The sequence below is a fragment of the Aeromonas sp. s2 genome (assembly GCF_040907935.1).
GTDB lineage: Bacteria > Pseudomonadota > Gammaproteobacteria > Enterobacterales > Aeromonadaceae > Aeromonas > Aeromonas dhakensis.
Genome location: NZ_JBFOCR010000005.1, coordinates 266,671 through 292,507, shown reverse-complemented (window position 1 = coordinate 292,507; position 25,837 = coordinate 266,671). Strand labels below are relative to the sequence as shown.

Genomic DNA, 25,837 nt, shown 5'->3' with positions numbered 1-25,837 from the left:
TCAATCCTGGCTGGCACCTTACCCAAACGTCAACTGCCCCGCAAGTCTTGTTCCCGCGACGGCGGCGGCATATGTTAGCTCAATGTAACAAGGAGAGTGCAATTGATGGATATCGTGATTGTTGCGGCCAAACGTACCCCCATGGGGGCCTTTCAAGGGGCCCTGGCCAACCTGAGCGCCCCCGAACTGGGTGCCTGTGCCATCGCCGCGGCCATGGCGCAGGCCGGGCTCAAGGGGGAGCAGATCGATGAGGCTTATCTTGGCAACGTGCTGAGTGCCGGGGTCGGCCAGGCGCCCGCCCGTCAGGCGGTGTTGAAGGCGGGCCTGCCGGACAGCATCCCCTGCACCACGGTCAACAAGGTGTGCGGTTCCGGCATGAAGGCGGTGATGCTGGCGGCCGATGGGTTGCGACTCGGTGACACGAACGTGGTGATCGCCGGCGGGATGGAGAGCATGAGCCGTGCCCCTTATCTGCTCGACAAGGCGCGCAGCGGTTTTCGGATGGGGCACCAGAGCGTGCTCGATCACATGTTCCTCGACGGGCTGCAGGATGCCTACGAGGGTCAGCTGATGGGCCATTATGCCCAGTTGAGCGCCGATCGCGCCGGGCTGACCCGCTCCGACATGGATGCCTTTGCCATCACCTCGCTGGAGCGGGCACTGGCGGCCCAGCGCAGCGGCGCCTTTGCGGCGGAGCTGGCGCCGGTGAAGGCCGGAGAGACCCTGCTGCTGGCCGAGGATGAGCAGCCTGGCAAGGCACGCCCCGAGAAGATCCCCCAGCTCAAGCCGGCTTTCAGCAAGACGGGCACCATCACGGCGGCCAATGCCAGCTCCATCTCGGACGGGGCGGCGGCGCTGATCCTGATGCGGGCCGACACCGCCGCGCAGCTCGGCGTGCCCGTGCTGGCTCGGCTGGTGGGCTATCAGAGCCACGCGGCCCTGCCTGCCGAGTTCACCAGCGCGCCCATCGGGGCCATCGAGGGCTTGTTGGCCAAGGTGGGCTGGCAGGTGGGCGAGGTGGACCTGTTCGAGGTCAACGAGGCATTCGCCATGGTGAGCATGCTGGCCATGGCGGGTTGCAAGCTGTCCCATGACAAGGTGAACGTGAACGGCGGCGCCTGTGCCCTCGGTCATCCGCTGGGGGCGAGCGGCGCCAGGATCCTGGTGACCCTGATCCATGCCTTGCGCGAACGTGGCCTCAAGCGCGGGATCGCCAGTCTGTGCATCGGGGGCGGGGAGGCGACCGCAGTCGCCATCGAGCTGGGTTAATCTGTCTCCGCCATCGCCTGGAGTTGCTGGTTGACCCAGGCGGTGGCGGTCAGATAGAGCTGGCTGACCTTCTCTTCATTGAGCCCGAGCCGGGCCGTTCTGGCGGTGATCCGCTGCCAGTTCGCATTCTCGTAATCTTCGCAAAACGACAGGTAGAACCCCAGGTTGCCCTTGCGCTCGAGCAGGGCGACCCGGATCTCCTCGATCAGCGGAATGGTGCCGAGCAGCTTGTCCATCGGCTGCTCCATCAAGACGTCGAGCAGGGAGAAGAGGCCGGTGATGAAGGCCTGCTGGGCCTCCTGGGTCGGCGCATGGGTATGGGCCAACAGCTCGCAGAAACGGGCCCGGATCATCGACATCTGATAGAGCTCGGCGCTCTTGCCCTGGCCGGCGCTGGTGGCGGCCACCAGGGTCACGAAACGCTTGAGCTGGGTGTGGCCGAGATAGACCGCCGCCTGGCGAAAGGAGGAGATGGGGTTGGCGTGGCTCTTGAGGTGGTTGACATAACGCAGCAGCTTGAGTGACAGGGAGATGTCCTGACTCAGCAACTGCTCGATGCGGTTGAGATCCGGCTCGGCCTGGTTGACCACGTTGAGCAACTGCATCACCACCACCTGGGCCGGCTCCATGGTGGCCTGCTTGACCATTTCGGGGCGGCTGAAGAAGAAGCCCTGGAACAGGTCGATACCGAGCCGCTTGGCCCGTTCGAACTCCGCCTTGTCTTCCACCTTTTCGGCCAGATAGGTGAGTTTGAGCTGCTGATGCTGCTGGATGAACACCTTGATCCGCAACAGGGAGGTGGTGCGCAGATCGAACTTGATGATGTGGATATAGGGGAGGAAGCGCTCCCAGTCCGGCGACAGGGTGAAGTCATCGAGTGCCAGCTGATAGCCCAGCTCGTGCAGCTGCTTAACCTTGGCCAGCAGGGCGTCGTCGGGTGCGGCGTCTTCCAGGATCTCGATCACCACCTTCTCCGGCGGCAGGCATTCGGCCAGCCCTTCCAGCAACAGGGAGTGGGGGAAGTTGATGAAGCAGGGGCGGCCGCCGAGCAGCTGATCGATGTTCTGTTGCAGGAACTGTTCGGCCACCAGCCTGGCCGTGGCCTGCTGGGAGGAGATGGGAGGAAACACGTTATCCAGACTGTCGCGAAACAGCAGCTCATAGGCGTGGGTCTTCAACTCCCGATCCAGGATGGGCTGCCTTGCTACGTAGGAATACATGCATCTCTCCAGCGGGTGTACTGGATTGATTTTATTGTGAAGCAGAGCACTATGCCAGCGCGTGAAGGCCAGAAACGGTCAATAACTGGCATAGTGCTTGAATAGACGGGCCCAGGAGGCCCGCCGGATCAGAACAGGTAGTTGAGCTGCAGGCCGGCCAGCCAGGCGTCCCCTTCCGAGGTGCCCTGGAAAGTGGAGGTAGTCTGCGGGATGCCGGGTTTGAGCAGCATGGTTTCGCTCACGTCCACCTTCTTGCCGTCGATCAGGGTGACCCCCAGATCCAGCGAGAGGTTGCGATCGAACTGATAACCCACCCCGGCGCTGTACCAGACCCGATCCGAGTCGGGGATGGAGATGGTGCGGCGATCTGCCGGCACCGGGCTGCGGTCGTAGGCAAGGCCCGAGCGCAGTGTCCATTGCGGCGCCAGCTGGTAGGTCAGACCCAGCGCATAGCGCCAGCTGTCATTCCAGTGTTCGTCCTTGATGTGCATGACGCCGTGGTGGTCGAGCTCGGACTCCAGCTGTACGAACTTGCTCCAGTTGGTCCAGTTGATGCTCGAGTGCAGTGCCAGCGCCGGCGTCAGCTGATGGAACAGGGCCAGCTCGGCGGTGGCGGGCAGCGGCAGATCCAGGCTGCCGGTATCGGTGAAGGGCTGACCGTTCTGATCGATGCCGATGGCATCGCCCGAGAGCTTCAGGGTCACGTCGTGGCGATAGGAGAGGCCGATGCGGGTCGCGTCCGACAGCTCCAGCAGGGTGCCCAGGTTCCAGCCCATGGCCCAGCCATCACCTTTGAGGTGCTTGGCAATCTGGTTGTTGGAGGGGAAGGTGCCGCCCACTTCCCCTTCGCCCCGAATGGCGGAGAGGCCGGCCCCGACGGACCAGACGCGGTTGACGCGATAGGCCAGCGAGGCGCCCAGATCCACGGTCTTGATGTCGGAGACGTTGCCGAAGTGGCCGGCATTGTAGTTGTCCGGCATCTTGACGCCGAGCCCGTAATAGGAGGTGGCGGCCAGCCCCAGGCGCCACTGATCGTTGAGCGGCACTATCAGGTAGGCGTTGGGCACCCAGGCATCATCGGCGATGTCGTGGGCCGCCGCATCCAGGTCGACCGGCCCTCTGGCGGTCGGCACCCGGGTGGTGCCCTCGATGTTGACATCGGGGTGCACATAGATGAAGCCACCGGAGAAGGCCATGGTATCGAAACGGGTCATGGCGGCGGCATTGCGGGAGAGCACGCTGGCATTGTCGGCGATGGCGGCTTCGCCCGCGAAGGCGCGGCCCATGCCGGTGGCGGATTGCTCGGCCAGCTGGAAACCTGCCGCCTGGGCCTGGCTCGACAGCACCAGCAGGGCGATGAGAGACGGCTTCATGATGGAGTGCATTGCATTGTCCTTGAAAGTGAACCTTGGGTTCGAACGTTTTTCTGATTGGATGCAGGATTTTATATGGTACGACCAGTAAGGCAACGGGCGCGGAAGCTGGCGGACGAAAACGGGATTAAATGCTGGAGGATGTGCAGCTAATAGCTTGATAAAAAAAGAAAAGCGTACAGTTGTTTACTACAGATGTACGCTGAAACAGGCATTGAGCATAAAAAAAGAGCGCCCGTAGGCGCTCTGGTCAATTCGCTGATGATCAGAATTTCATGTTGAACTGAGCGGAAGCGAGGAAGGCGTTGCCGTGGGAGGTGCCTTTCCAGCGCAGGGCTTCGTTGCTTTCAACCAGCTTCTCGTTGACGTCCACTTTCTTGCCGTCCAGATAGGCCATGCCGAAATCGACGCTCATGTCCTTGTCGATGTGGTAGGTGGCACCGGCGCTATACCATACGCGGTCGGAGTCCGGGATGCTCAGGCTGCGGTATTCCGGCTCGATCGGGGTGTTGTCGTAGGCAAAGCCGATACGCGCTTCCCAGGACGGGTTGACGTACCAGGTACCGCCCAGAGAGTAACGGGTGGAGTCCTTGAACTTCTCCGGCTTGTAGAGGCAGACACCGGCACCATCGGTGCTGTTGCACTGACCGCTGGTGGCCTTGAGCTCCTGGAAGGCGCTCCAGTCGGTCCAGTTGACGGAGTAGTGCACCGCGAACTGCTGGTTCAGACGGTGGTAACCGGCGAACTCGGCCTGGGCCGGCAGATCCAGCGGCAGCTCGCCACCGACGGTCTTGAAGCCGGAAGAGGTACCCTGGTAGTCACCCTTGAACTTCAGATCTACCTGGGAGCGGTAGGTCAGGGCGAAGCGGTTGTTTTCGTTGACTTCGAACATGGTGCCCACGTTCCAGCCGTAACCCCAGTCGTCACCCTTCAGGTGGCTGACGATGGTGTCCTTGCCGACACCCGGTACGCTGCTCAGCGGCGGCACGGCGGCCAGTACGCCGGCACGGCGGTTCAGTTCAGCCTTGGCATAGACCAGGTTCACACCGGCACCGAAAGTGAAGTGCTGGTTGACGCGGTAGGCGATGTTCGGGTTGATGTTGAAGGTGAGCAGTTCGGTGTTGCCGGCAATGGAGCCACCGTTGAAGTTCTCGGTGTACTCGGTCGACAGACCGTAGTTGGAGAACAGGCCGATACCCCAGGCCCACTGATCGTTCAGCGGCTGGATGAAGTAGGTGGCGGGAACGAAGGCGCTCGGTGCGATGCCGCTCTCGCTGGCGCCGGCCATCTTGGCGGAACCTGCATAGATGTCACCATTTACATCCACGTCCGGCTTGATGTAGGTGCCGGATACGGAGAACGCCATCTTGTCAAACTGGGTCATGGCTGCCGGGTTGCGGGACAACACGGAGGCGTTGTCTGCCACGGCGGCTTCCCCGGCGTACGCACGGCCCAGACCGGAGGCTGAGTGTTCGTTCAGCTGAAACGCGGCGGCGAAGGTTTGGGTACTGGCCAGAGTGACGGCGGCAGCGATCAGGCTCTTTTTGAAAAAGGCAGTTGTCATAGTGTTCTCTCTTGTAGGCAGATTTTCTGTCAGCATCGGGGCTTTTTTGCCTCCGTATGTGACAAGATCTGTTGTTATTTCAGCTTCTTCCCATTCAATTCTGGCGTGATTCTATGGATCTGGTAGGAGGTAAGAAATCAGACCAGTGACAGCAGAATACATAAAAGTTTCTGGAGTGTTAATCATTTGTTTGAATGTGCCGCATAAATAGTCTCTTTTACCATTTATTGGATAAAAAACACGCACATAGGGCGATCTGCATCACAAAAATATTTTTCGGCACTTGCTGTGAATGAGCCGGAAATGGCGGCAAATCGTGGGGGATAAGGGCGGAAACGGGCAGCCAAGTTGTCTGGTCTGCCCGTTGGGTTGACCCGAGGTCGTTCGGGTCAGGATTGCGTTAACACCTGTTAAATCGACCAGTGCAGCCGGGATTCCAGCTGCTGCGCCACCGGTGCCAGCGGCTCTTCCATGTCACCGATCAGCACCATGTTGGCCCCCTTCAACTGCAGGATCTCCCCCTTGAGCTGGCCATCCTCGAAGGTGGGCTGCAGGGTGAGCGGCACATGTTTGGGCACCAGGAACAGGGTGACCGGGCCCATCTTGCCCTGCAGCACCATGTGCAGCGCCGGCCCCTGATAGAAGGAGCAGTGGTTGACATAGGTGATCGTCAGCCCCTGCATGCCCATCAGGGTGGCGCCATATTTCTCCATCTTGGCGTTGATGGTGCGCAGGCTCACCTGCTCGTCCACATCCTTGATGAAGGGCTCCTCGCCATAGACGTGGGCCATGGCGACCTGGGCCAGCGAGAGCTCGTCCGGGGTGGCCTGCGGCCAGCTCAGCCAGCGGGTGCTCATGCCGAGCAGGAAGGCGACCGAGGCGGCCATCGCCAGCGCACGCCAGTTGCTATGCGGGCGCAGGGGCACCACCTGCTCCTGATCTGCTTCCAGTGCCTGCCTGAGCAGGATTCGCTCGGCCAGGCCGGCCGGTACCTCGACCTCCATCGCCCGCTGCAGGCTGCGATCGAGCTGCTTCATCTCCTCCAGATGCTTGCGGTTGGCGGGGGAGCGCTGGGCCTGCTCGAGAAACGTGGGATCCTGCTCATGTGGATGGGCTATAGCCCGACGGCGAAATTCCAGCTCATCCATTGGTGTGTCCTCTCTGTTGGGTCGTTGACTCCATGGCCTCTTTGATCTGGTTGCGGGCCCGAAACAGGCGGGTCATGACGGTGTTCTTGTTGAGCCCCAGTTGCGCCGCGATCTCGTCGCCGCTGAAGCCTCCCAGCACCTGCAGCAGCAGGGGCTCCTGGTATTCTGCCGGCAGGCGGGCGATGTGGCGTCTGAGCCACTCGTTCTCCATCTCCTGCTCGCTGTGCAGCGCCTCCTGATCGCTCTGTGGGTGCTCGTCGAGATCGACGAGATCGAACTGCTTGCGCTCGAAGCGCCGGGCGTTCTCCCGCCGCAGTATGGTGATGAGCCAAGCCTTGGCGGCCTTGTCATCCACCAGGGTGTCTATCCCCTTCCAGGCGCGCAGGAAGGTCTCCTGCACCAGGTCTTCCGCCACTTGCGGATCCCGGCACAGCCAGTAGGCGTAGCGGTAGATGTCCCCGTGCAGGGCATGCACCAGGGCTTCGTATTTGGTTTGTTTGTCGGCCATACCTCCATAGACCGGAGAGGTCGTGGGATCCTTTCCGACCGTGGCGCCTTTTTTTCTGAAAAATCCTAAAGCCATCGCTGGGCTTCCTTATTTAAATGAAGGCCCGGATCCACCGATCCGGGCCAGTTGCCTGAGGCCATAGGCTATCGCAAAAGTTTCATGGCCGCATAGGGCCGCGGCAAAGCCGCGCCAGTCGTGCCCATCATGGCCAGCGGGGGCGACGGCGGCAAAACAGGCTCGCTCCAGGGCGGCGAAGTGGGGCGCAAGAGCGGGATCGCGGCGACAGGGCAGGGTGTCGAGACGAAGATGGGGCTGAGGCCAGCGCAGGGCGGCCCAACCAAGCAGGTGTTGGCGGATCGGCTCGGCCTCGGTGCGGGCCAGCGCCCGCTGCAGGCGATAAAAGGCGTGCCAGCGCGGCCCGTGGCGCCAGCAGGCGCGCAGCAGCAGGGCCCAGATGACCCAGCGCAGGCTCTCGTCGTTCGGCCCATCCCGGGTCGGTTCCCCCTGCGCCCCTGCGGTGATGTGCAAGGGGACGGCGGGCAGGCGCGCGTATTCGATGCGCTTGTGTTGGGTGTTGAACCAGGCCAGCTCGATGGCGGGCAGCAGGTAATCGCCGGGCTCGTCGACGGTCAGGGCCTGGCGCCACTCGCGCTCGAAGCGCAGCGTCCCCTCGGCGAGATAGCGCTCCTGCTGCTGCTCTCCATCCGGTCTGGCCTGCACGCCGGCGGGCAGGGCTGTGCTTCCGAGCACTCTGGAGAGGGTGAGGCGGTTGCCATCCCCCCCCTCCAGGGTGAGGGTCAGGGTGCGGATCACCGGTTCGCCCGCTCTGGCGCCGGTGGGGGGATCCAGCCGCTGGCTCAGGGTGAGTCGGCTCGCCACCGGTTGCAGCGGGGGCTCCTCGATCTGCACGAACAGGGTGGCCGCCCGGGCCGAGAGGGGGTCGCTGCCGCCGTCATCCTGCGGCAAACGCCCCTGAAAGCGGGGGGACTCCAGCGGATGGCGCCCGGCCTCCCTGGCCTGCAACAGCCAGCTGCGGGTCAGCCGGCCCGGCAGGCCGGGGCTCGCCGGGGGCTGCCACTGATCGTTGCCGAGACGGCGGATGGTGAAGGCATCACTGGCCGGCTCGGTGAGGTTGGGGGCCTCCATGTTGGCGGGCAGCCAGAGGCTGAGCTGATAGACAAAGGGCTGGCCTGGGTAGAGCGGTCCCTGTTGCAGCACCCGGGCCTGCAACTCGATGGGGGAGATGGCAGGGGCTGGCACCAGGCTGCCGCTCTCGGAGCGCGGCGGAAAGGGGATGGACGGTGTCTGCTCCTTCCCCAGCGGCAGAGCCGGCACCTGCTGCTCTGTGTCGTCCAGCAGGTGCAGGGGGATCTGCCAGCGGGTCAGGTTTTGCTGCGGGGTGGTGACCCGGCTCATGGTCACCTTGCCCACCGCAAAGCGGCGCAGCAGGGGGGTGATGGCGAGTTCATCGCTCTGGCGCTCGCCGTCCGCTTCGATGATCAGCAGCCAGTCGCGGCGATCGGCACCCGGCAGCAGCTCGGCCCGGGGCGGGGCGGCAAAGAGCTGCGCCGGCAGCAGCCAGAGCAGCAGAAGGCAGAGCGCATGGCAAGGGGCAAAGAGGCGCGTCACCAGGGATCCTCCCCTCTTGTGGGGAGAAGGCCCTTGTCGGCCTCCTGCTCGCGCCTGCGCTGATCCTCCTTGCGCAGCCGCTGCTCCAGCAGCAGTACGGGGGGAGATGGAGGCAGCGGGGCATCCGGGGTAGCGGCCTGTTCGGGGGGATCGACGGGCTTGGGATCCTGCGCCTCTGGTGCTGCCGCGGGCGGCTGGGCGCGCAGCAGCGCCAGGTTGTAAAGTGCGTCTTCATGGTTGGGGGCCAGTGCCAGCGCCGCCAGATAGGCCTGCTCGGCGGCGGCCAGCTGGCCCAGCTGTACCAGGGCGTTGCCCCGGTTGTAGTGGGCGGTGGCGCTGTTGGCCCGGCCGTAGGCGGCAACGGCCCGGCCGTAGTCGCCGGCCCGATACCAGGCATTGCCCTGCCAGACGGGATCGGTAAAGGCGCGGGCCGCCTCCTGATAGCGTCCCTGCAAGAAGGCCTGCCAGGCCAGGTTGTCCCCGACCGGGGGCGTGCTGGCAAGCGCCGGATTGGCCTGCAGGGAGGGGGGCGTCAGCAAGAGTGTCCCCATTACCACCAGCCATAGGCTGCCGATGCGGGCCAGCAGTGCCAGCGGCAGCAGGGGCAGCAGCAACCAGGGGCCGAGATCCTGTGCCTGGTGTGCGCCTGTGGTCTGGCTCATGGGCAGGGGGGCAAAGCGCGGCAATCCTTGCTGCAGCCACTGCAGCTGACCGCCGAGATCGCCGGCCAGCTGTTGCAGCGCCGCCACATCCGGGGCGGGCAGCTCGCGGCCAAGGCCGCCGCCCAGGGTGGCGGGCAGTTGACTGGGCTGGCCTGCGTTGACCAACAGGATATCGAGACGGGCTTGCACTTCGGGGTGGCAAAAGAGGTTGCCCTGGCAGGGCCAGCTCGCCTTGATCCGCTCGGCCTGACGGGCGGTCAGGTCATCGGTGATCAGCAGCAGGCGGGCTTGCCGGCCGGCGGGGATCTGCTTGAGCGCCAGTGCCACGGCGCGTTCGGGCGCACTGCCCTGTCTTGGCATGATGGCCGGGCGCAGGTCGGGCAGCAGCAGGGCGATGGCCTGCTGATCCCGGGTGGGCGGCATGGCGAGGTAGGCATCCCCGGCAAACAGAATGAGGGCGATGGGATGGGCTGCTTCCTGCCGCTCGCTGTCGGCCAGCAGATCCTGCAGCAGTACCCGCACCCGGGTGGCCCGATCCGGCAGCAGGTCGGTGGCCAGCATGGAGCGGGAGAGATCCAGCAGCCAGATGTCGAGGGCCGGGCTTGGCACGCTCAGGCTCTGCTGACGCAGGGCCGGGCCGCTCAAGGCCAGGATCACCGGCAGGCAGGCCAGCCAGAGCCAGGGGCGCTGGCGCCGCTGCCCCGGCAGCAGATAGGCCTGCATGGCGGGGGCCAGCAGCGGGGCCTGGCGGCGACGGCGCCACCCCTGCCACAACCAGGGCAGCAGGGCCAGCAACCAGAGCGGGCGCAGCAGGGTGAGCTCCATCATGGGGCGCCTCGGGACGGCTGATCAGGCTGGGCCTTGCGAGTCAGCCGCACCGGCCAGCGCAACCGGGCTGGCCAGCTCAGCAGCAGCCAGGCCAGCGCCAGCGGCCAGGGGTAGAGCTCCACGTTGGGGCGATAACGGGTTTGCGCGGTGGCGACGGGTTCCAGGGTATCCAGCGCCTGATTGATGGCCTCGAGATCCCCCTGGGTGCGCGCGCGGAAGTAACGGCCATGGCCCACCTCGGCCAGTTGCTGCAAGAGGGCTTCGTCCAGCTCGGCGCTGGGATCGCTCTGGGCCGGGGCCAGCGCGGGTGCCATCGCCTCGGCAAAGGTATCCGGATCGGCGCCCACCCCCAGGGTATAGAGGCGAATGCCTGCGGCGGCGGCTCGTTTGGCTTCGCTCAGGGGATCGGCGCTGCCGGCGGTGTTGCGCCCGTCGGTGACCAGCAAGAGGGCGGTGGAGCGGTTGGGAGCCTTGTGCTGGCGAGCAAGCAGGATGGCCTCGCCCAGCGCGGTGGTGCGCCCCACCAGCTCGAAATCGAGCTCACGGGTGAGGCCGAGCAGGGCGTTGGTCTCCTGGGTCAGGGGCGAGAGCAGGTAGGCGTGGTCGGCGAACACGATGAGGGCGATGAGATCGCCGGGGCGGGCGGCGATGAGCCTGTCTATCTGCTGGCGCACCGCGCTGAGCCGGTCTTTTTGCTCCCCGTCGTCCAGCATGTCCTGGGTGCGCATGCTGTCGGAGAGATCCACCGCCAGGATGAGATCCCGGCTGCTCTGATAGCTCACCTGAGGCGGCTCCTGCCACTGGGGGCGGCAAAGCGCCAGCACCAGGGCGCACCAGCACAGCGCCATCCGCCACAGGGGCTGGCCGGCATGGGGGCGCAGCAGAGGAAAGCCGGCATGGTTCAGCACGCCGGGGTCGTGTGCGCTGCTGGGGCGGGGTGGCAGACCGAAGCGCACCAGCAGCGGCAGCACCAGCGCCAGGGCAAACCAGGGCCAGGCGAGGATCATGGCTGCCTCCGGATGTGCACATCTCTTGTATGGCTTCGCCAGCGAGTGCGCAGCGCCAGCAACCAGGCTGGCGGGCAGATGCAGTGACGTCCCCAGGCGAGGTAGGCCCGGCGCAGCGCCTGGCGCTGCTGCGCATCCGGGCTTTGACCGCCGTAGAGCCAGGCAGACCAGTGCGGGGCCAGCTCGCGAAAGCGGCTGCCCCCCAGAGAATCAAGCCCCAAAGAATCAAGAAAGATGAGCCAGGGCTCGCCCTGCAGGGAGGCCGCCTCGGGCCAGCGCGGCAGCACGGCCTCGCGCATCACGGCCTGCAGCCTAGGCACCAGATCGGGGGCCTGCCAGTCGAGCTGTCGCTGCCAGCGGCGATAACGCAGCAGACTCTGCACGCCGAGGATGATCAAGGTGCCGACCAGCAGGGCGATCAGCAGCCACCACCAGCCCAACAGGCGGGGATCAGAGGCGAGCTGCAGCGGTGGGCCGGGATGAATGTCGCGCAGCTGGGCCGCCAGCGGGGAGGTGGGCACATTGCTGCCCGGCACGGCGCTGGCAAGCCAGTTCAGAATTGGCGGCATGCACCCTCCTGCCACTGGCGTTGCAGCGGCTGGCCGTTGTCGAGCCGGTAGAGGCGCTGCACCAGCGGCAGCAGTTGCTGATGGCTCTGGCGAGCCAGTTGCTCGGCGGCCACTTGATAGCGCAAGGCAAACCCGGGTTCGCCGGCCTCGAGCCAGCCGCTCTGCTGGCCGGCATGCACCGCCAGACGGCCCTGGGTGGGCAGGGCCGCCTCCAGCGGATCGCGGATCTGCCAGCAATGAATGTCGTGGCGCCGGCCGAGCAGCTGCAGCTGGCGGCAGAGCGCCTCATCGAGAGGGCTGTGATCGGTGATCAGGGTCAATCTGGCGCCGTGGGGCAGGTTGAGCCGGGCCAGGGTATGGGCCAGGGCGTGGGGGGACGGCGTGCGTGCCAGCCCCAGCCGGTAGTGGTGGCAGAGGGCCTCTAGCAGCGGCACCAGCGGGCCGCGCTGATGTTGCAGGTGTGTCTCCACGCCGTGGCAGATCAGGGTGTTGGCCTGTTTTTCCCCTTGCCAGAGCAGGGCGGCAGCCAGCTCGCAGCCCAGGCGTGCCTTGAGCTGGTGGCGTGAGCCGAAGTACATGGCCGGGGAGAGGTCGAGCAGCAGCCAGTGGGCCTGATCCTGCTCTTCGCTGTAGAGGCGGGTATAGGGGCGACCGAGGCGGGCGGTCACCCGCCAGTCGATGTGGCGCACCTCGTCGCCGGCCTGATAGGCGCGCAGCTCGCGAAAGGTGAGCCCCGGCGTGCGGCCAAGCCGCCCCTGCGCCACCGGTTGAATACGCGAGCGCGGCCCCTGCCGGGCCCACAGCCTGATCGCCAGCAACCTGGCAAGCGGCAGGGCGATATCGGGATGGGCGAGGGGATCGGCGGCGCCCGTCATGACAGCAGGGCCTGCGCAGAGGGTGCGAGCGAGCTCAGGGGCATGGGATCGCATCCAGCAGCAGGGTGATGAGCGCCTCGTTGTCGAGGTTGTCCGCCAGCGCCTGATAACTGGGGATGAGGCGATGGCGCAGCACGGCCGGTGCCAGCTGCTGAATGTCTTCGGGCAGCACGAAATCCCGCCCGACCAGCCAGGCCCTGGCGCGAGCCGCTCTGGCCAGACCTATGCTGGCCCTGGGGCTGGCGCCCACCGCGACCAGGGGTTCGAGCTCCGGACAGAGGCCGCTGCCAGGGCGGGTGGCGCAGACCAGCTGCACCAGATAGTGCTCGAGGCGCCCCTGCATCTGCACCGCCTGCACCGCGCTGCGGGCCGCCAGCAGATCGGCCTGGCTCAGGGTGAGCGGCGGCGCCGGCAGGGTGTCGCCCTGGGCGTTTAACTGGAGGATGGCGAGCTCCATGGCGGGGCTCGGGTAGTCCACCAGCAGCTTGAGCAGGAAGCGATCGAGCTGGGCCTCCGGCAGGGGATAGGTCCCCTCCTGTTCTATCGGGTTTTGCGTGGCGGCCACCATAAATAGGGGCGGCAGGCGCCAGCTCTTCTTGCCCACGGTGATCTGATGCTCGGCCATCGCTTCCAAGAGGGCGGATTGCACCTTGGCCGGCGCCCGGTTGATCTCGTCCGCCAGCACCAGTTGGTTGAAGAGGGGGCCGGGCTGAAACACGAAGCTGGCATCCTGAGGGTGAAACACCTCACTGCCGGTGAGATCGGCGGGCAGCAGGTCGGGGGTGAACTGGATGCGGGCGAAGCGTCCCTCCACCGCGCCGGCCAGTGCCTTGACGGCCCGGGTCTTGGCAAGACCGGGGGCGCCCTCGATCAACACATGTCCTTCACATAACAGGGCGATCAGCAGCCCCTCGATGAGGGGGCCCTGTCCCAGAATCTGACTACCAAGATAGTCCCCAAGCTGTCTGAACTCGGCCGCTGCCATGCAATAAACCCGTTGTTTTCATAGAAGTTGATCTTTTTATACTCCAGTTGGCGCACAAGGGCGAGGGAGGGGGCCAAGATGGCGGCAATTTAGTTTCAATCAGCCGTATGAAATTTGTGAGTGGATTGTTAAGATGTGGCGCAATGAGGTCAGACCTCTCCCTTTAGTCTTCTCGTTTAACCAAGGAGCCAGGATGAAAGAGCCATTGAAACTGACGACTCGCCAGGGCGAACGGATTGCCGTCGTGGCGGGTTTGCGCACTCCCTTTGCCAAGCAGGCCACCGCCTTTCACGGCGTGCCTGCGGTGGATCTGGGCAAACTGGTGGTGAGCGAGATGCTCGCTCGCACCGATCTCGATCCCAAGCTCATCGACCAGCTGGTGTTCGGCCAGGTGGTACAGATGCCGGAAGCCCCCAACATCGCCCGCGAGATCGTGCTCGGCACCGGCATGAGCGTCAGCACCGATGCCTATAGTGTGTCGCGCGCCTGCGCCACCAGTTTCCAGGCCGTCGCCAACGTCACCGAATCCATCATGGCCGGCACGGTGGATATCGCCATCGCCGGCGGCGCCGATTCCTCCTCCGTGCTGCCCATCGGGGTGAGCAAGAAGCTGGCCCGCGCCCTGGTGGATCTCAACAAGGCGCGCAATCTGCAGCAGCGCTTCAACATTTTGCGCCAGCTGCGGGTCAAGGATCTGCTGCCGGTGCCGCCCGCCGTGGCCGAGTACTCCACCGGCCTCTCCATGGGCCAGACCGCCGAGCAGATGGCCAAGAGCCACCAGATCAGCCGCGAGGCGCAAGATGCGCTGGCGCACCGCTCCCACACCCTGGCCGCTCAGGCCTGGGCCGATGGCAAGCTCAATGGCGAGGTGTTCACCGCCCATGTGCCTCCCTACAAGGCGCCGCTGGAGCGAGACAACAACATCCGCGAAAGCTCGGATCTGGCGAGCTACGCCAAGCTCAAGCCGGTGTTTGACCGACTGCACGGCTCCGTCACCGCCGCCAACGCCACCCCGCTCACCGACGGCGCCGCCGCTGTGTTGCTGATGCGCGAAGGGCGGGCCCGCGAGCTCGGTCTCGAGCCGCTCGGCTATATCCGCAGCTTCGCGTTTTCTGCCATCGATGTGTGGCAGGACATGCTGATGGGCCCCTCCTACGCCACCCCGCTGGCGCTGGACCGCGCCGGCATCACGCTCAGCGATCTCACTCTGATCGACATGCACGAAGCCTTTGCCGCCCAGACCCTGGCCAACCTCAAGATGTTTGCCAGCCACGAGTTTGCCCAGAGCAAGCTGGGGCGCGATCAGGCCATCGGCGAAGTGGACATGGACAAATTCAACGTCCTCGGTGGCTCGCTGGCCTATGGTCACCCCTTTGCCGCCACCGGTGCGCGCATGATCACCCAGACCCTGCACGAGCTGCGGCGTCGCGGGGGAGGATTGGGGCTGAACACCGCCTGTGCGGCGGGCGGTCTCGGCGTGGCCATGGTGTTGGAGGTAGAGTGATGAGCGAGAAGACTTTTTCCCTGGCGGTGCGCCAGGATGGCATCGGCATTCTCACCATGGATGTGCCGGGCGAGAGCATGAATACCCTGAAAGCCGCCTTCGTGGACGAGATCCGCGCGGTGCTGGCCGAGGTGAAAGCCAATAAAGAGCTGATCGGCCTGGTGGTGGTCTCCGGCAAGAAGGACTCCTTCATCGCCGGCGCCGACATCAGCATGCTGGCGGCCTGTACCAGCGCCAAGGATGCCGAGACGCTGTCGCGGGAAGGGCAGGTGATCTTCGCCGAGATCGAGTCGCTGCCCATCCCGGTGATCGCCGCCATTCACGGCCCCTGCCTCGGCGGCGGGCTGGAGCTGGCGCTGGCCTGTCATGGCCGGGTGGTCACCGATCACGGCAAGACGGTGCTCGGCCTGCCCGAGGTGCAACTGGGCTTGCTGCCGGGTTCCGGCGGCACCCAGCGTCTGCCGCGCCTCATCGGGGTGGCCAAGGCACTCGATCTGATGTTGACCGGCAAGCAGGTGCGGGCCAAGCAGGCCAGGAAACTGGGGCTGGTGGACGATGTGGTGCCCCCCTCCATCCTGCTGGAGGCTGCCATCAAGCTGGCCAAGAAGGGCAAACCCCGCCACGAGCTCAAGCGGGATCTGCAGGGCAAACTGCTGGAGACCAACAAGCTCGGCCGCAAGGTACTGTTCGATCAGGCCCGCAAGGGGGTGAAGGCGAAGACCCGCGGCAACTACCCGGCCCCTGAGCTGATCCTGGAGGTGGTGCGCATCGGGGTGGAAGAGGGGATGCAGGCAGGCCTTGCCGCCGAATCCCGACACTTTGGCGAGCTGGTGATGACCAGCGAATCCGCCGCCCTGCGCTCCATCTTCTTTGCCACCACAGAGATGAAGAAGGAGGTCACCTATCAGGGGGCCGAGCCGCGCAAGGTGGGTCATGCCGCCGTGCTGGGCGGCGGTCTGATGGGGGGCGGCATCGCCTTCGTCACCGCCACCAAGGCGGGCGTACCGGTACGGATCAAGGACGTGGCCAGTGCCGGCATTGGCAACGCCATGCGCTACAGCTACGACATCCTGGCCAAGAAGCTCAAGCGTCGTCATATCCTGCGCAGCGAGCTTGAGAAACAGATGAGCCTGCTGACTGGCACCCTCGACTACTCCGGTTTCCACCGGGTCGACATGGTGGTGGAAGCCGTGTTCGAAGATCTCGCCCTCAAACACCAGATGGTGCAGGACGTGGAGCGCGAATGCGGCGAGCACACAGTGTTTGCCTCCAACACCTCCTCCCTGCCTATCCACCAGATCGCCTCGGCGGCGGCACACCCGGAGCGGGTGGTGGGGCTACACTACTTCAGCCCGGTGGACAAGATGCCGCTGGCGGAAATCATCCCCCACGCCGGCACCAGTGCCGAGACGGTTGCCACCACCCTGGCCTTTGCCCGGGCTCAGGGTAAGACCCCCATCGTGGTCAAGGACGAGGCAGGCTTCTATGTGAACCGCATTCTGGCCCCTTACATGAACGAGGCGGCGCGCCTGGTGCTGGAAGGGGAGCCGGTGGAGGTGCTGGACGGCGCCCTGCTCGATTTCGGCTTCCCGGTGGGCCCCATCACCTTGCTGGACGAGGTGGGGATCGACGTGGGTGCCAAGATCTCCCCGATCCTCGAGAAAGAGCTGGGGGGCGAGCGCTTCCAGGCGCCGGCGGCCTTTGACAAGCTGCTGCAAAACGATCGCAAGGGGCGCAAGAACGGCAAGGGCTTCTACCTCTACGGCAAAGCCGCCAAGGGCAAGAAGAAGGTGGACGACAGCGTCTACGGCGTCTTGGGCGTCAGCCCCCAGGCCAAACAGGCCAAGGCGGAGATCGCCGAGCGCTGCGTGCTGATGATGCTCAACGAAGCGGCCATGGCGCTCGACAGCGGCGTGGTGGCCTCGGCCCGCGATGGCGACATCGGCGCCATCTTCGGCATCGGCTTCCCGCCGTTCCTGGGGGGCCCGTTCCGCTACATGGACAGCCTTGGCATCGAGCACCTGGTGGCGCGCCTTGAGCACTACCAGAAGCGCCATGGCGATCGCTTCGCCCCTTGCGATCGCCTCAAGGCGATGGCGGCGGAGCAGCAGCGCTTCTATTGAGGGTGCGCCGCTCGCGGCAACAGGCCAACCGACAAGGAGGCGACCCCGGGGTCGCCTCCTTCTTTATTGGCGCAGCGATGGGAGAGGAGAGGGCCGCAGGCTGACAACGGGTTGAATTGCGTCCATATTTTTCCTCGGCAAGGGATAAATTGTTGATCCAACGCAAAGTAGCCCCCTATTTATTACTTTGGTGGCATAGGACTCAGGCGCTGGTTGGGGTCAAATAGCATCATCAGGAACGGGGAATAACCCCGTCACGAAAGGGACACCCATTTCACTGGATGAAGGACACATAATGAGTCTGCTTGAACAAACCATCTGGACTGTATTGGGATACGGGGCCATGCCCTTTATCTTCCTGAGCGGGTTTGTAGCGGTGGCAGTGACCTGCTGCTTGCTGCTCAATGCCTTCGGGGTCAAGTCCGCCGAGAAGTGATCCGCTTCTTTCGTTCATACCGCCAAATGCCAGTCTTCGGACTGGCATTTGTTTTTGGAGCCTCTGCAGGCCGTTATCTGCACGAGCCGGGCCAAATGTGTGCTGCTTGAGGTCGAACCTGCCGCCGATTTTGATTACACTGGCGCGCAATTTTTCGTTTCGGCCCGCTTCCCAAGGTATTCAAGGTTTTCTATGGCTCTCAAGGCAACCGTATTCAAGGCTCAGCTCAGCCTGTCCGACATGGATCGCAATCTCTATCAGGACTTCTCTCTCACCCTGGCCCGTCACCCCTCCGAGACCGACGAGCGGATGATGATCCGGCTGGCCGCCTTCGCCTGGCACGCCGCCGAGCGGCTGGAGTTCACCAAGGGCCTCTCTGCCGATGATGAGCCCGAGCTCTGGCGCAAGAACTATTCCGACGAGATTGAACTCTGGATCGAGCTCGGCCAGCCCGACGAGCGCCGTCTCAAGAAGGCGTGCAACCGCTCCCGTCATGTGGTGCTCTACCTTTACGGTGGCCGTGGCACCAGCGTCTGGTGGAAGCAGAACCAGGGCAAGCTCAGCCTGCACGACAACCTCACCGTGATTGAGCTCTCCGACAGCCAGACCCTGCCGCTGACCGAGATGGTCGAGCGCACCATGCAGCTCACCTGCACCATCTCCGACGGCCAGCTCTGGGTGAGCAACGGCCGCCAGGAGGTGACTCTGGATCCCGTGCTGCTGATGGGAACCCCCGCCCGCGAACTGTAAAGGACTCGCCCATGTTCAGCGCCCTGCTCAATATCGTCATTCCGGTGTTTGCGGTGGTGGGGCTCGGCGCCCTCTACGGCAGGTTGCGTCCGGGCGGCGCGCTGGGTTACGTCAACCGGGCCAATATCGAGCTATTCACCCCGGCGCTGGTGTTCTCGGCGCTGGTCAAATACCCGCTGGATCTGATGGCTCACCTCTCGCTCATCGCGGCGGGGGCCCTGGTGATCCTGCTGCCGGGGCTGCTGCTCTCCCTGCTCAGGCTTCGCAGCATCAGCCGACCGGCCCTGATCCTGCCCGCCATGTTTCGCAACACCGGCAACCTCGGCATTCCGCTGATGGTGCTGGCCTTCGGCGAGCAGCAGCTGGGCGCCATCATCATACTGTTCGTGCTCTCCAACCTGCTCCACTTCTCGGTGGGCATGTTCATTCTCTCGGCCAACACCTCCCGCTGGCTCTGGCTGCGCAGCCCTGTGCTGTGGGCCGCCCTGGCCGGCCTGCTGGTGGCCAATCTGCACATCCCGCTGCCCGAATACCTGGTGACCAGCGCCTCCCTGCTCGGCCAGATCTCGGTGCCGCTGATGCTGTTTGCCCTGGGTATCCGGCTGATGGAAGGGGAGCTGGATCACCTGGGGCTGGCCCTCAAGTGCAACCTGCTCTATCTGCTGGCCGGTGGCATCTCCCTGGGGCTGGCGGTCTGGCTGCTGCCGCTGCAACCGGCCTGGGTTCCGCTTCTGATGCTGTCGGTGGCACTGCCGCCGGCGGTGCTTAACTACATGCTGTGCGAGCAGTACCAGTGCCAGCCCGAGAAGGTGGCCAGTATCGTGCTCGGCGGCAATGCGCTCTCGGTGCTGGTGATCCCGCTGGCAGTCTGGCTGGCCCTGCATCTGGGCAGTTGAGGCGTCCTTTCTCACCGTTTTCGCGCACCCCAGATGATGTCCGTGGCCTGCTCCTTGGCTTTTATCTTCCCCACTCTGCGCCATCTCTCACTCCGGGGAGAGGGGCGGGTGCAAGTTCCCTTTTCGTGATCCTCGGCGAAGTCGCTGTCGTTGAATTGGCATAGTATCTGGCCAGCATGAATCCCACCCGGGGTGGGAGCCAGGGGATTTACAACATGATGTCCGTCAGTAACCAATGTTTGTTGATGCAGATCCAGCCCACCATTTTGCGCTTTGCCAAGATGCTGGCCAGCGTGCTGCAACTGGAAGTGGAAATCGTGGACGCCAACATGGTGCGGGTGGCGGGAACCGGCCCTTACGGCAAGTTCTTCGGTCGCCAGCTGGAGGGGGACTCCCGCCTGTTGCGCTACGTCATCGAGCATCAGCGCGAGAAGATCGTCACCCACACCAGTGAGGATCCGGTCTGCGAGGGGTGCAGCTGCAAGGAGAGCTGCCGGGAGCGGGCCTTTCTCGGGGTGCCCATCATGGTGGAGGAGAACTGCATCGGGGTGATCAGCCTGGTGGCCTTCAATCCGGAGCAGCAGGCCCGTCTCAACAACAACCTGCAGGAGGTGTGCGACTATGTGCAGCACATCTCCAGCATCTTCGTGGCCAAGCTGCTCGACTCGCGCGGCCTGTCTGACGGGGTCAACAAGGTCTTCCTCAGCCTGATGAACCACATGGATCAGGGCTGCCTGCTGCTCGACGAGAAGAGCCAGGTGCTCTACGCCAACGAAGTAGCGCTCAAGCAGCTCAATTGCCAGCAGGAGGCGCTGCTGGGCTGCGAGATAGGGCTGCGACCGCTCACCTTTGCCCAGCAGGGGTTGACCGGCCACCTGCAGCACATCGTCACCCTAGGGGATCGTCAGGAGCTGATCATCGGCCAGCTGCACCACGTACAGGGCCAGCAGCTGTTTCTGATGGCGTTTCACCAGTCCCACGGCACGCCGAACCCGCCGCTGGAACCCGACGAGGGAGTCAGCATGCTGATCGGGGAGAGCAAGCCGATGCGGGCCCTGAAAAAGCTGCTTCATCGCATTGCCCTGAGCCCCTCCAGTGTGCTGGTGTGCGGCGAGAGCGGCACCGGCAAGGAGGTGGTGGCCCGCGCCATTCACCGGCTCAGCCCGCGCCGCGACAAGCCCTTCATCGCCATCAACTGCGCCGCCATCCCCGAGCAGCTGCTCGAGAGCGAGCTGTTCGGCTACGTGAAGGGGGCCTTCACCGGGGCTTCCAGCACCGGCAAGCAGGGGCTGATCCAGGCCGCCCAGCAGGGCACCCTGTTTCTCGACGAGATAGGGGACATGCCGCTCACCATGCAGGCCAAGCTGCTGCGGGTGCTGGAGCTGCGGGAGGTGACCCCCATCGGCGCCAGCCGGCCGGTGCCGGTGGACATTCGCATCATAGCCGCGACCCACCAGCATCTGGAGCAGTACATCGCCGAGGGCAAGTTTCGCGAGGATCTCTTCTATCGCCTCAACGTCATTCCCATCCACCTGCCGCCCCTGCGCGAGCGGGAGGGGGACGTGGCGCTGCTGACCCACTACTTCCTCAACCTGCACACCAGCCGCATCGGCCTGCTGTATCCGGGGCTCAGCCCGGAGGTGATGGCTCTGCTCGAAGGCTACCGCTGGCCGGGCAACGTGCGCGAGCTCAGCAACCTCATCGAGTACCTGGTGAACGTGGTGCAGGCGGGGGAGGTGATCGAGAGCATGCTGCTGCCCCCCAATATCCTGCGCAACCAGCGCAGTGGGGCGGACGAGCCGCCACGCAGCACGGCGCAAATCGCGCGCATGCCGCTCTCGCCCGCTCCTTATCCCCATGGCGTGCTGGCCGACCCTGCGCTCACTCCTGCCGCTGGCAATTCGGCATCGGCTACGGGGGGGCCCTGGTCATCGCCAGAGGCAAGCCTGCCAGAGTCGGCTGCCGGCCAGGTCGAGCGCGGGTTGGCGCTGCCACTTGGCGAAAACGGGTTGGAGAACATGGAAAAGCAGATGATAGAGGAGACCCTGCTGCGCCTTGGCAACAAGAAGCTGGTCGCCCAGGCACTCGGGATCGGCATCGCCACCCTCTATCGCAAGATAAAGAAGTACGAGATCGCCGTGCAGGCCTGAACCCGCAGCGGGTCGCCTGGCGGCCCCGTTTGACCGCGTTGTGACCGACAATCGCGGCGTTATCATTATGAGAATGTGGCCCCGCTTTCTATCAATTGGCAGGTGCCGGTGATAGCCGGACTGATAATTATCAGGGCCTGGTTCGTCTCTTCTCACACTATTCTTGCGCTATTTCAGTGGCGCGCAGCCATCCGCTTTAAAATAAGCTATCTCACCTGCCTTGGCGGGGCGCCATATAGCCTCAGGCTGTGCGCCGGCTCACATTCAAGAATCCTTTTCTGGTTATTTCCCGCTTATTTATGCGTTGGCACGCTTATTGATTGCCCTTATTTGACGCTGACCGATGAACTCACCCAATGGCCCTTGTTTCGGTGACCTGTGAGTGGAAGGGGAGCAATGCATTTCTCATCAACAGATTGGGGCTAACGATGAAAGCAGTGAACCAGTTAATCAAAGAGATCAATGAACTCAAGTCCAACCTGCATGAAAAAGACTTCCTGCTGACCTGGGAGCAGACCCCTCAGGAGCTGGCGCTGGTGCTCAAACTGGCCGAGGCCCTCAAGGGACTGCGCGCCGAGAACATCGCCACCAAGCTGTTCAATACCGGTCTTGGCATCTCGGTGTTTCGTGACAACTCCACCCGTACCCGTTTCTCCTACGCCTCCGCCCTCAACCTGCTCGGCCTGACCCAGCAGGATCTGGACGAGGGCAAGTCCCAGATTGCCCACGGCGAGACGGTGCGTGAAACAGCCAACATGATCTCGTTTTGCGCCGATGCCATCGGCATTCGCGACGACATGTACTTGGGCGCCGGTAACGCCTACATGCGTGAAGTGGGCGTCGCGCTCGACGAGGGGTTCGAGAAGGGAGTGCTGCCCCAGCGCCCGGCGCTGGTCAACCTGCAGTGCGACATTGATCACCCGACCCAATCCATGGCTGATCTCGCCTGGCTGCAGGAGCACTTCGGCAGCCTCGAGAACCTCAAGGGCAAGAAGATTGCCATGACCTGGGCCTACTCGCCGAGCTACGGCAAGCCGCTCTCCGTGCCGCAGGGCATCATCGGCCTGATGACCCGCTTCGGCATGGACGTGACCCTGGCCCACCCGGAAGGGTATGACCTGATCCCGGACGTGATCGAAGTGGCCAGGGAGAATGCCAAGGCCTCCGGCGGGAGCTTTCGTCAGGTTACCTCCATGGAAGAGGCGTTCAAGGATGCCGACATCGTCTATCCCAAGTCCTGGGCGCCCTATCAGGTGATGGAGCAGCGCACCGAGCTGCTGCGGGCCAACGATCACGCCGGCCTCAAAGAGCTGGAGCAGCATTGCCTGGCACAGAACGCCAAGCACAAGGATTGGCACTGCACCGAAGAGATGATGGCCCTCACCAAGGGGGGCGAGGCACTCTATATGCACTGCCTGCCGGCGGATATTTCCGGCGTCTCCTGCAAGGAAGGGGAAGTGAGTGAAGGGGTATTCGAGAAATACCGGATCGCCACTTATAAAGAGGCGAGCTGGAAGCCCTATATTATCGCCGCCATGATTGTCGCCCGTAAATTCTCGGCACCGGGCGCCGCCCTCGAAGGCTTGATAAAAGAGGCGCAAAAACGCGTCAAATAATGGCCTGGCCGGGCGGGAAATAAGTCCCGTCCGGCCGTCGTCATCACGCAGTTATTGTCACGGGTTCTCTCCCCGGGGCGCTTTTCACTCGATGATCCCCGGCGAGATGACTCTTTGCGAGGTATTCATGTCCCAATTTTCCCTGAAGATGGAGATTGCCGATAACCGTTTCTTTACCGGTGAGTCGCTGCCCCTGTTTTCCCGTACCGAGGCGCAAAAGGCCCGCGCCTTTCATAAAAAACTGGCCGGTTATGAGCCCACCCCCCTGTGCGATCTGAAGGCGCTCGCCGCCTATATCGGGGTGAAGAACATTCTGGTGAAGGATGAGTCCAAACGCTTTGGCCTCAACGCCTTCAAGATGCTGGGTGGCGTCTACGCCATTGCCAACCTGCTCTGTGAAAAATATGGGGTGGCGGTAGATGATTTCACCTTCGATCTCATCAAGCGCACCATCAAGGAGCCGATGACCTTCGCCACCACCACCGACGGCAACCACGGTCGCGGCGTCGCCTGGGCCGCCAAGCAGGTGGGTCAGCATGCGGTGGTCTACATGCCCAAGGGCTCTGCGCAAGAGCGGGTGGACCACATTCTGGCGTTGGGGGCCGAGTGCATCGTCACCGACATGAACTACGACGACACAGTGCGCCTGACCATGAAGATGGCCGAGGAGCGCGGCTGGTACATAGTGCAGGACACCGCCTGGGAGGGGTATACCAGGATCCCGACCTGGATCATGCAGGGCTATGCCACCCTGGCCGACGAAGCGGTCGAGCAGATGCAGGCCATGGGCATCAAACAGCCCACCCACGTGCTGCTGCAGGCCGGGGTCGGGGCGCTGGCGGGCGGTGTGCTCGGCTATCTGGTGGACTGCTTCGGGGCGAAGAACCTGCACAGTATCGTGGTCGAGCCGGATCAGGCCGACTGCATCTACCGCTCCGGCGTGGCGGGGGAGATGGTCAACGTGGGGGGCGACATGCGCACCATCATGGCCGGCCTCGCCTGCGGCGAACCCAATCCCCTCGGCTGGCCTGTGCTGCGCGGCTGCACCACCCAGTTCATCTCCTGTCACGACAAGGTATCGGCGCTCGGCATGCGAGTGCTCGGCAACCCCCTTGGCGATGATCCCCGCATCATCTCCGGCGAATCCGGCTCGGTTGGCACCGGCGTGCTGGCGGCGGTGCGTCACCACCCGGATCGCGCCGCGCTGATGGCCCGGCTGGGGCTTGATGAGCAGTCGGTGGTGCTGGTGATCAACACCGAAGGGGACACCGACGTGGCCCATTACCGGGAAGTGGTGTGGGAAGGCAAGCACCCCGCCTGCGACTAGGCACGAATTGAAACAGGATGGTGCCCGGCGGGTGCCATGACGAGTAGCGGGCGGGAGGCGTACTTCCGCACCCCAGGTTGGTTATGGAGAGACACAATGAGCAAGCAAATTCCGTTTGAAATGGTGTTGGAGAAGGCCTACCAGTACAAGGCCGAGATGACTCAGTTCCTGCGCGACATGATCGCCATCCCGAGTGAAAGCTGCGATGAAGAGCGGGTGGTGCTGCGCATCAAGCAGGAGATGGAGAAGGTCGGCTTCGACAAGGTGGAGATCGACCCCATGGGCAACGTGCTGGGCTATATCGGTCACGGTCCGCACCTGATCGCCATGGATGCCCACATCGATACCGTGGGGGTCGGCAACATGGCCAACTGGAAGTTTGACCCCTATGAGGGGATGGAAGATCACGAGATCATCGGTGGCCGTGGCGCATCTGACCAAGAAGGCGGCATGGCCTCCATGGTCTACGCCGGCAAGATCATCAAGGATCTGGGGCTGGAAGACGAGTACACCCTGCTGGTGACCGGCACCGTGCAGGAGGAGGACTGCGACGGTCTGTGCTGGCAGTACATCATCGAGCAGAGCAAGATCCGCCCCGAATTCGTGGTCAGTACCGAGCCGACCGACTGCCAGATCTACCGTGGACAACGTGGTCGCATGGAGATCCGCGTCGAAGTGCAGGGGGTGAGCTGCCACGGCTCCGCGCCGGAGCGCGGCGACAACGCCATCTTCAAGATGGGCCCTATTCTCGGCGAATTGCAGGAACTCAGCCACAACCTCGGCAACGACGACTTCCTCGGCAAGGGCACCCTGACCGTCTCCGAGATCTTCTTCACGTCGCCAAGCCGCTGCGCCGTGGCGGACAGCTGCGCCGTCTCCATCGACCGTCGTCTCACCTGGGGCGAGACCTGGCAAGGGGCGCTCGACGAGATCCGCGCCCTGCCTGCGGTGCAAGCCGCCGGTGCCGAGGTCTCCATGTACCAGTACGACCGTCCGGCCTACACCGGCCTGGTCTACCCGACCGAGTGCTACTTCCCGACCTGGAAGGTGGAAGAGGATCACATCACGGTCAAGACCCTCTCCAAGGCGTACACCCAGCTGTTCAATAAAGCGCCGGTGGTGGACAAGTGGACCTTCTCGACCAACGGGGTCTCCATCATGGGTCGCCACGGCATCCCGGTCATCGGCTTTGGCCCGGGCAAAGAGCCGGAGGCCCATGCGCCGAACGAGAAGACCTGGAAGGAGCATCTGGTCAAGTGCTCCGCCATGTACGCAGTGATCCCCATGCTCTATCTGGCCGAGTTGGACAAGTAAGAGCGCAGGGCAGGGAGACTGGCGTCCCTGTCCACCATGATCAGCCCCGCTCAGGCGGGGCTTGCTGCGTGAAGGGCAACAGGA

At 63.9% G+C, this 25,837-nt stretch carries 21 protein-coding genes; 10 read left to right on the top strand and 11 right to left on the bottom strand.

The window, feature by feature from the left end; all coding sequences use genetic code 11:
* Positions 1–105 precede the first annotated feature (105 nt).
* On the top strand, positions 106–1,269 hold the full coding sequence (locus AB5Y81_RS02735; RefSeq protein WP_025201669.1) for an acetyl-CoA C-acyltransferase: 1,164 nt from the start codon (positions 106–108) through the stop codon (positions 1,267–1,269).
* On the opposite strand, the gene AB5Y81_RS02730 is transcribed toward AB5Y81_RS02735, so the two are convergent.
* The 11 genes from AB5Y81_RS02730 to AB5Y81_RS02680 form a co-directional block, all read right to left on the bottom strand.
* Positions 1,266–2,489, bottom strand: a complete 1,224-nt coding sequence (locus AB5Y81_RS02730; protein ID WP_017779737.1) for an EAL and HDOD domain-containing protein — start codon at positions 2,487–2,489, stop codon at positions 1,266–1,268. The genes AB5Y81_RS02735 and AB5Y81_RS02730 overlap by 4 nt on opposite strands.
* A gap of 128 nt (positions 2,490–2,617) precedes the next feature.
* Positions 2,618–3,874, bottom strand: a complete 1,257-nt coding sequence (locus tag AB5Y81_RS02725) for an OmpP1/FadL family transporter (RefSeq protein WP_017779738.1) — start codon at positions 3,872–3,874, stop codon at positions 2,618–2,620.
* 253 nt (positions 3,875–4,127) lie between these two features.
* Entirely contained in the window at positions 4,128–5,426 is a 1,299-nt protein-coding gene (locus tag AB5Y81_RS02720) for an outer membrane protein transport protein (RefSeq protein ID WP_005301224.1), read from the bottom strand.
* Positions 5,427–5,836: 410 nt separating this feature from the next.
* Positions 5,837–6,574 carry a DUF3379 domain-containing protein gene (locus tag AB5Y81_RS02715; protein ID WP_368146536.1) on the bottom strand — a complete coding sequence of 246 codons (738 nt, stop codon included), beginning with the start codon at positions 6,572–6,574 and terminating at the stop codon, positions 5,837–5,839.
* Positions 6,567–7,157, bottom strand: a complete 591-nt coding sequence (locus tag AB5Y81_RS02710) for a sigma-70 family RNA polymerase sigma factor (RefSeq protein ID WP_005301215.1) — start codon at positions 7,155–7,157, stop codon at positions 6,567–6,569. The genes AB5Y81_RS02715 and AB5Y81_RS02710 overlap by 8 nt, the downstream gene beginning before the upstream one ends.
* A gap of 12 nt (positions 7,158–7,169) precedes the next feature.
* The gene (locus AB5Y81_RS02705; RefSeq protein ID WP_279484313.1) at positions 7,170–8,711 is read right to left on the bottom strand and encodes a hypothetical protein; all 1,542 of its coding nucleotides are present in this window, start codon (positions 8,709–8,711) and stop codon (positions 7,170–7,172) included.
* On the bottom strand, positions 8,708–10,198 hold the full coding sequence (locus tag AB5Y81_RS02700; RefSeq protein WP_279485540.1) for a tetratricopeptide repeat protein: 1,491 nt from the start codon (positions 10,196–10,198) through the stop codon (positions 8,708–8,710). Before AB5Y81_RS02700 ends, AB5Y81_RS02705 begins: the two co-directional genes overlap by 4 nt.
* Positions 10,198–11,208 (bottom strand): VWA domain-containing protein, encoded by a 1,011-nt coding sequence (locus AB5Y81_RS02695; protein ID WP_279484314.1) that lies wholly within the window; start codon positions 11,206–11,208, stop codon positions 10,198–10,200. Before AB5Y81_RS02695 ends, AB5Y81_RS02700 begins: the two co-directional genes overlap by 1 nt.
* Positions 11,205–11,777, bottom strand: coding sequence for a DUF4381 domain-containing protein (locus AB5Y81_RS02690; protein ID WP_124249788.1), 573 nt, complete (start codon positions 11,775–11,777; stop codon positions 11,205–11,207). The genes AB5Y81_RS02695 and AB5Y81_RS02690 overlap by 4 nt, the downstream gene beginning before the upstream one ends.
* Positions 11,762–12,652, bottom strand: coding sequence for a DUF58 domain-containing protein (locus tag AB5Y81_RS02685; protein WP_162513016.1), 891 nt, complete (start codon positions 12,650–12,652; stop codon positions 11,762–11,764). The genes AB5Y81_RS02690 and AB5Y81_RS02685 overlap by 16 nt, the downstream gene beginning before the upstream one ends.
* Positions 12,653–12,686: 34 nt before the next feature.
* Positions 12,687–13,637 carry an AAA family ATPase gene (locus AB5Y81_RS02680; protein ID WP_279484315.1) on the bottom strand — a complete coding sequence of 317 codons (951 nt, stop codon included), beginning with the start codon at positions 13,635–13,637 and terminating at the stop codon, positions 12,687–12,689.
* Between the two features lie 193 nt (positions 13,638–13,830).
* Here AB5Y81_RS02680 and fadI point away from each other — a divergent pair, with 193 nt between their 5' ends.
* From fadI to AB5Y81_RS02635, 9 genes are all read left to right on the top strand, one after another.
* A complete protein-coding gene (gene fadI, locus AB5Y81_RS02675; protein ID WP_005301198.1) occupies positions 13,831–15,141 on the top strand; it encodes an acetyl-CoA C-acyltransferase FadI in 1,311 nt (436 codons plus the stop codon).
* Positions 15,141–17,264: a fatty acid oxidation complex subunit alpha FadJ gene (gene fadJ, locus AB5Y81_RS02670; RefSeq protein ID WP_208199408.1), complete on the top strand. Its 2,124-nt coding sequence runs from the start codon at positions 15,141–15,143 to the stop codon at positions 17,262–17,264. The genes fadI and fadJ overlap by 1 nt, the downstream gene beginning before the upstream one ends.
* 295 nt (positions 17,265–17,559) lie before the next feature.
* Positions 17,560–17,700 carry a TIGR02808 family protein gene (locus AB5Y81_RS02665; protein ID WP_005301193.1) on the top strand — a complete coding sequence of 47 codons (141 nt, stop codon included), beginning with the start codon at positions 17,560–17,562 and terminating at the stop codon, positions 17,698–17,700.
* Positions 17,701–17,892: 192 nt separating this feature from the next.
* On the top strand, positions 17,893–18,450 hold the full coding sequence (locus AB5Y81_RS02660) for a YaeQ family protein (RefSeq protein WP_010633897.1): 558 nt from the start codon (positions 17,893–17,895) through the stop codon (positions 18,448–18,450).
* Between the two features lie 11 nt (positions 18,451–18,461).
* On the top strand, positions 18,462–19,346 hold the full coding sequence (locus AB5Y81_RS02655; RefSeq protein ID WP_279484316.1) for an AEC family transporter: 885 nt from the start codon (positions 18,462–18,464) through the stop codon (positions 19,344–19,346).
* A gap of 215 nt (positions 19,347–19,561) precedes the next feature.
* A complete protein-coding gene (locus AB5Y81_RS02650; RefSeq protein WP_279484317.1) occupies positions 19,562–21,496 on the top strand; it encodes a sigma 54-interacting transcriptional regulator in 1,935 nt (644 codons plus the stop codon).
* A gap of 428 nt (positions 21,497–21,924) precedes the next feature.
* Positions 21,925–23,112 (top strand): knotted carbamoyltransferase YgeW, encoded by a 1,188-nt coding sequence (ygeW, locus tag AB5Y81_RS02645; RefSeq protein WP_279484318.1) that lies wholly within the window; start codon positions 21,925–21,927, stop codon positions 23,110–23,112.
* Positions 23,113–23,239: 127 nt separating this feature from the next.
* A complete protein-coding gene (dpaL, locus tag AB5Y81_RS02640; RefSeq protein ID WP_279484319.1) occupies positions 23,240–24,439 on the top strand; it encodes a diaminopropionate ammonia-lyase in 1,200 nt (399 codons plus the stop codon).
* Positions 24,440–24,535: 96 nt separating this feature from the next.
* Positions 24,536–25,753 carry a YgeY family selenium metabolism-linked hydrolase gene (locus tag AB5Y81_RS02635; RefSeq protein ID WP_279484320.1) on the top strand — a complete coding sequence of 406 codons (1,218 nt, stop codon included), beginning with the start codon at positions 24,536–24,538 and terminating at the stop codon, positions 25,751–25,753.
* Positions 25,754–25,837: the final 84 nt, after the last annotated feature.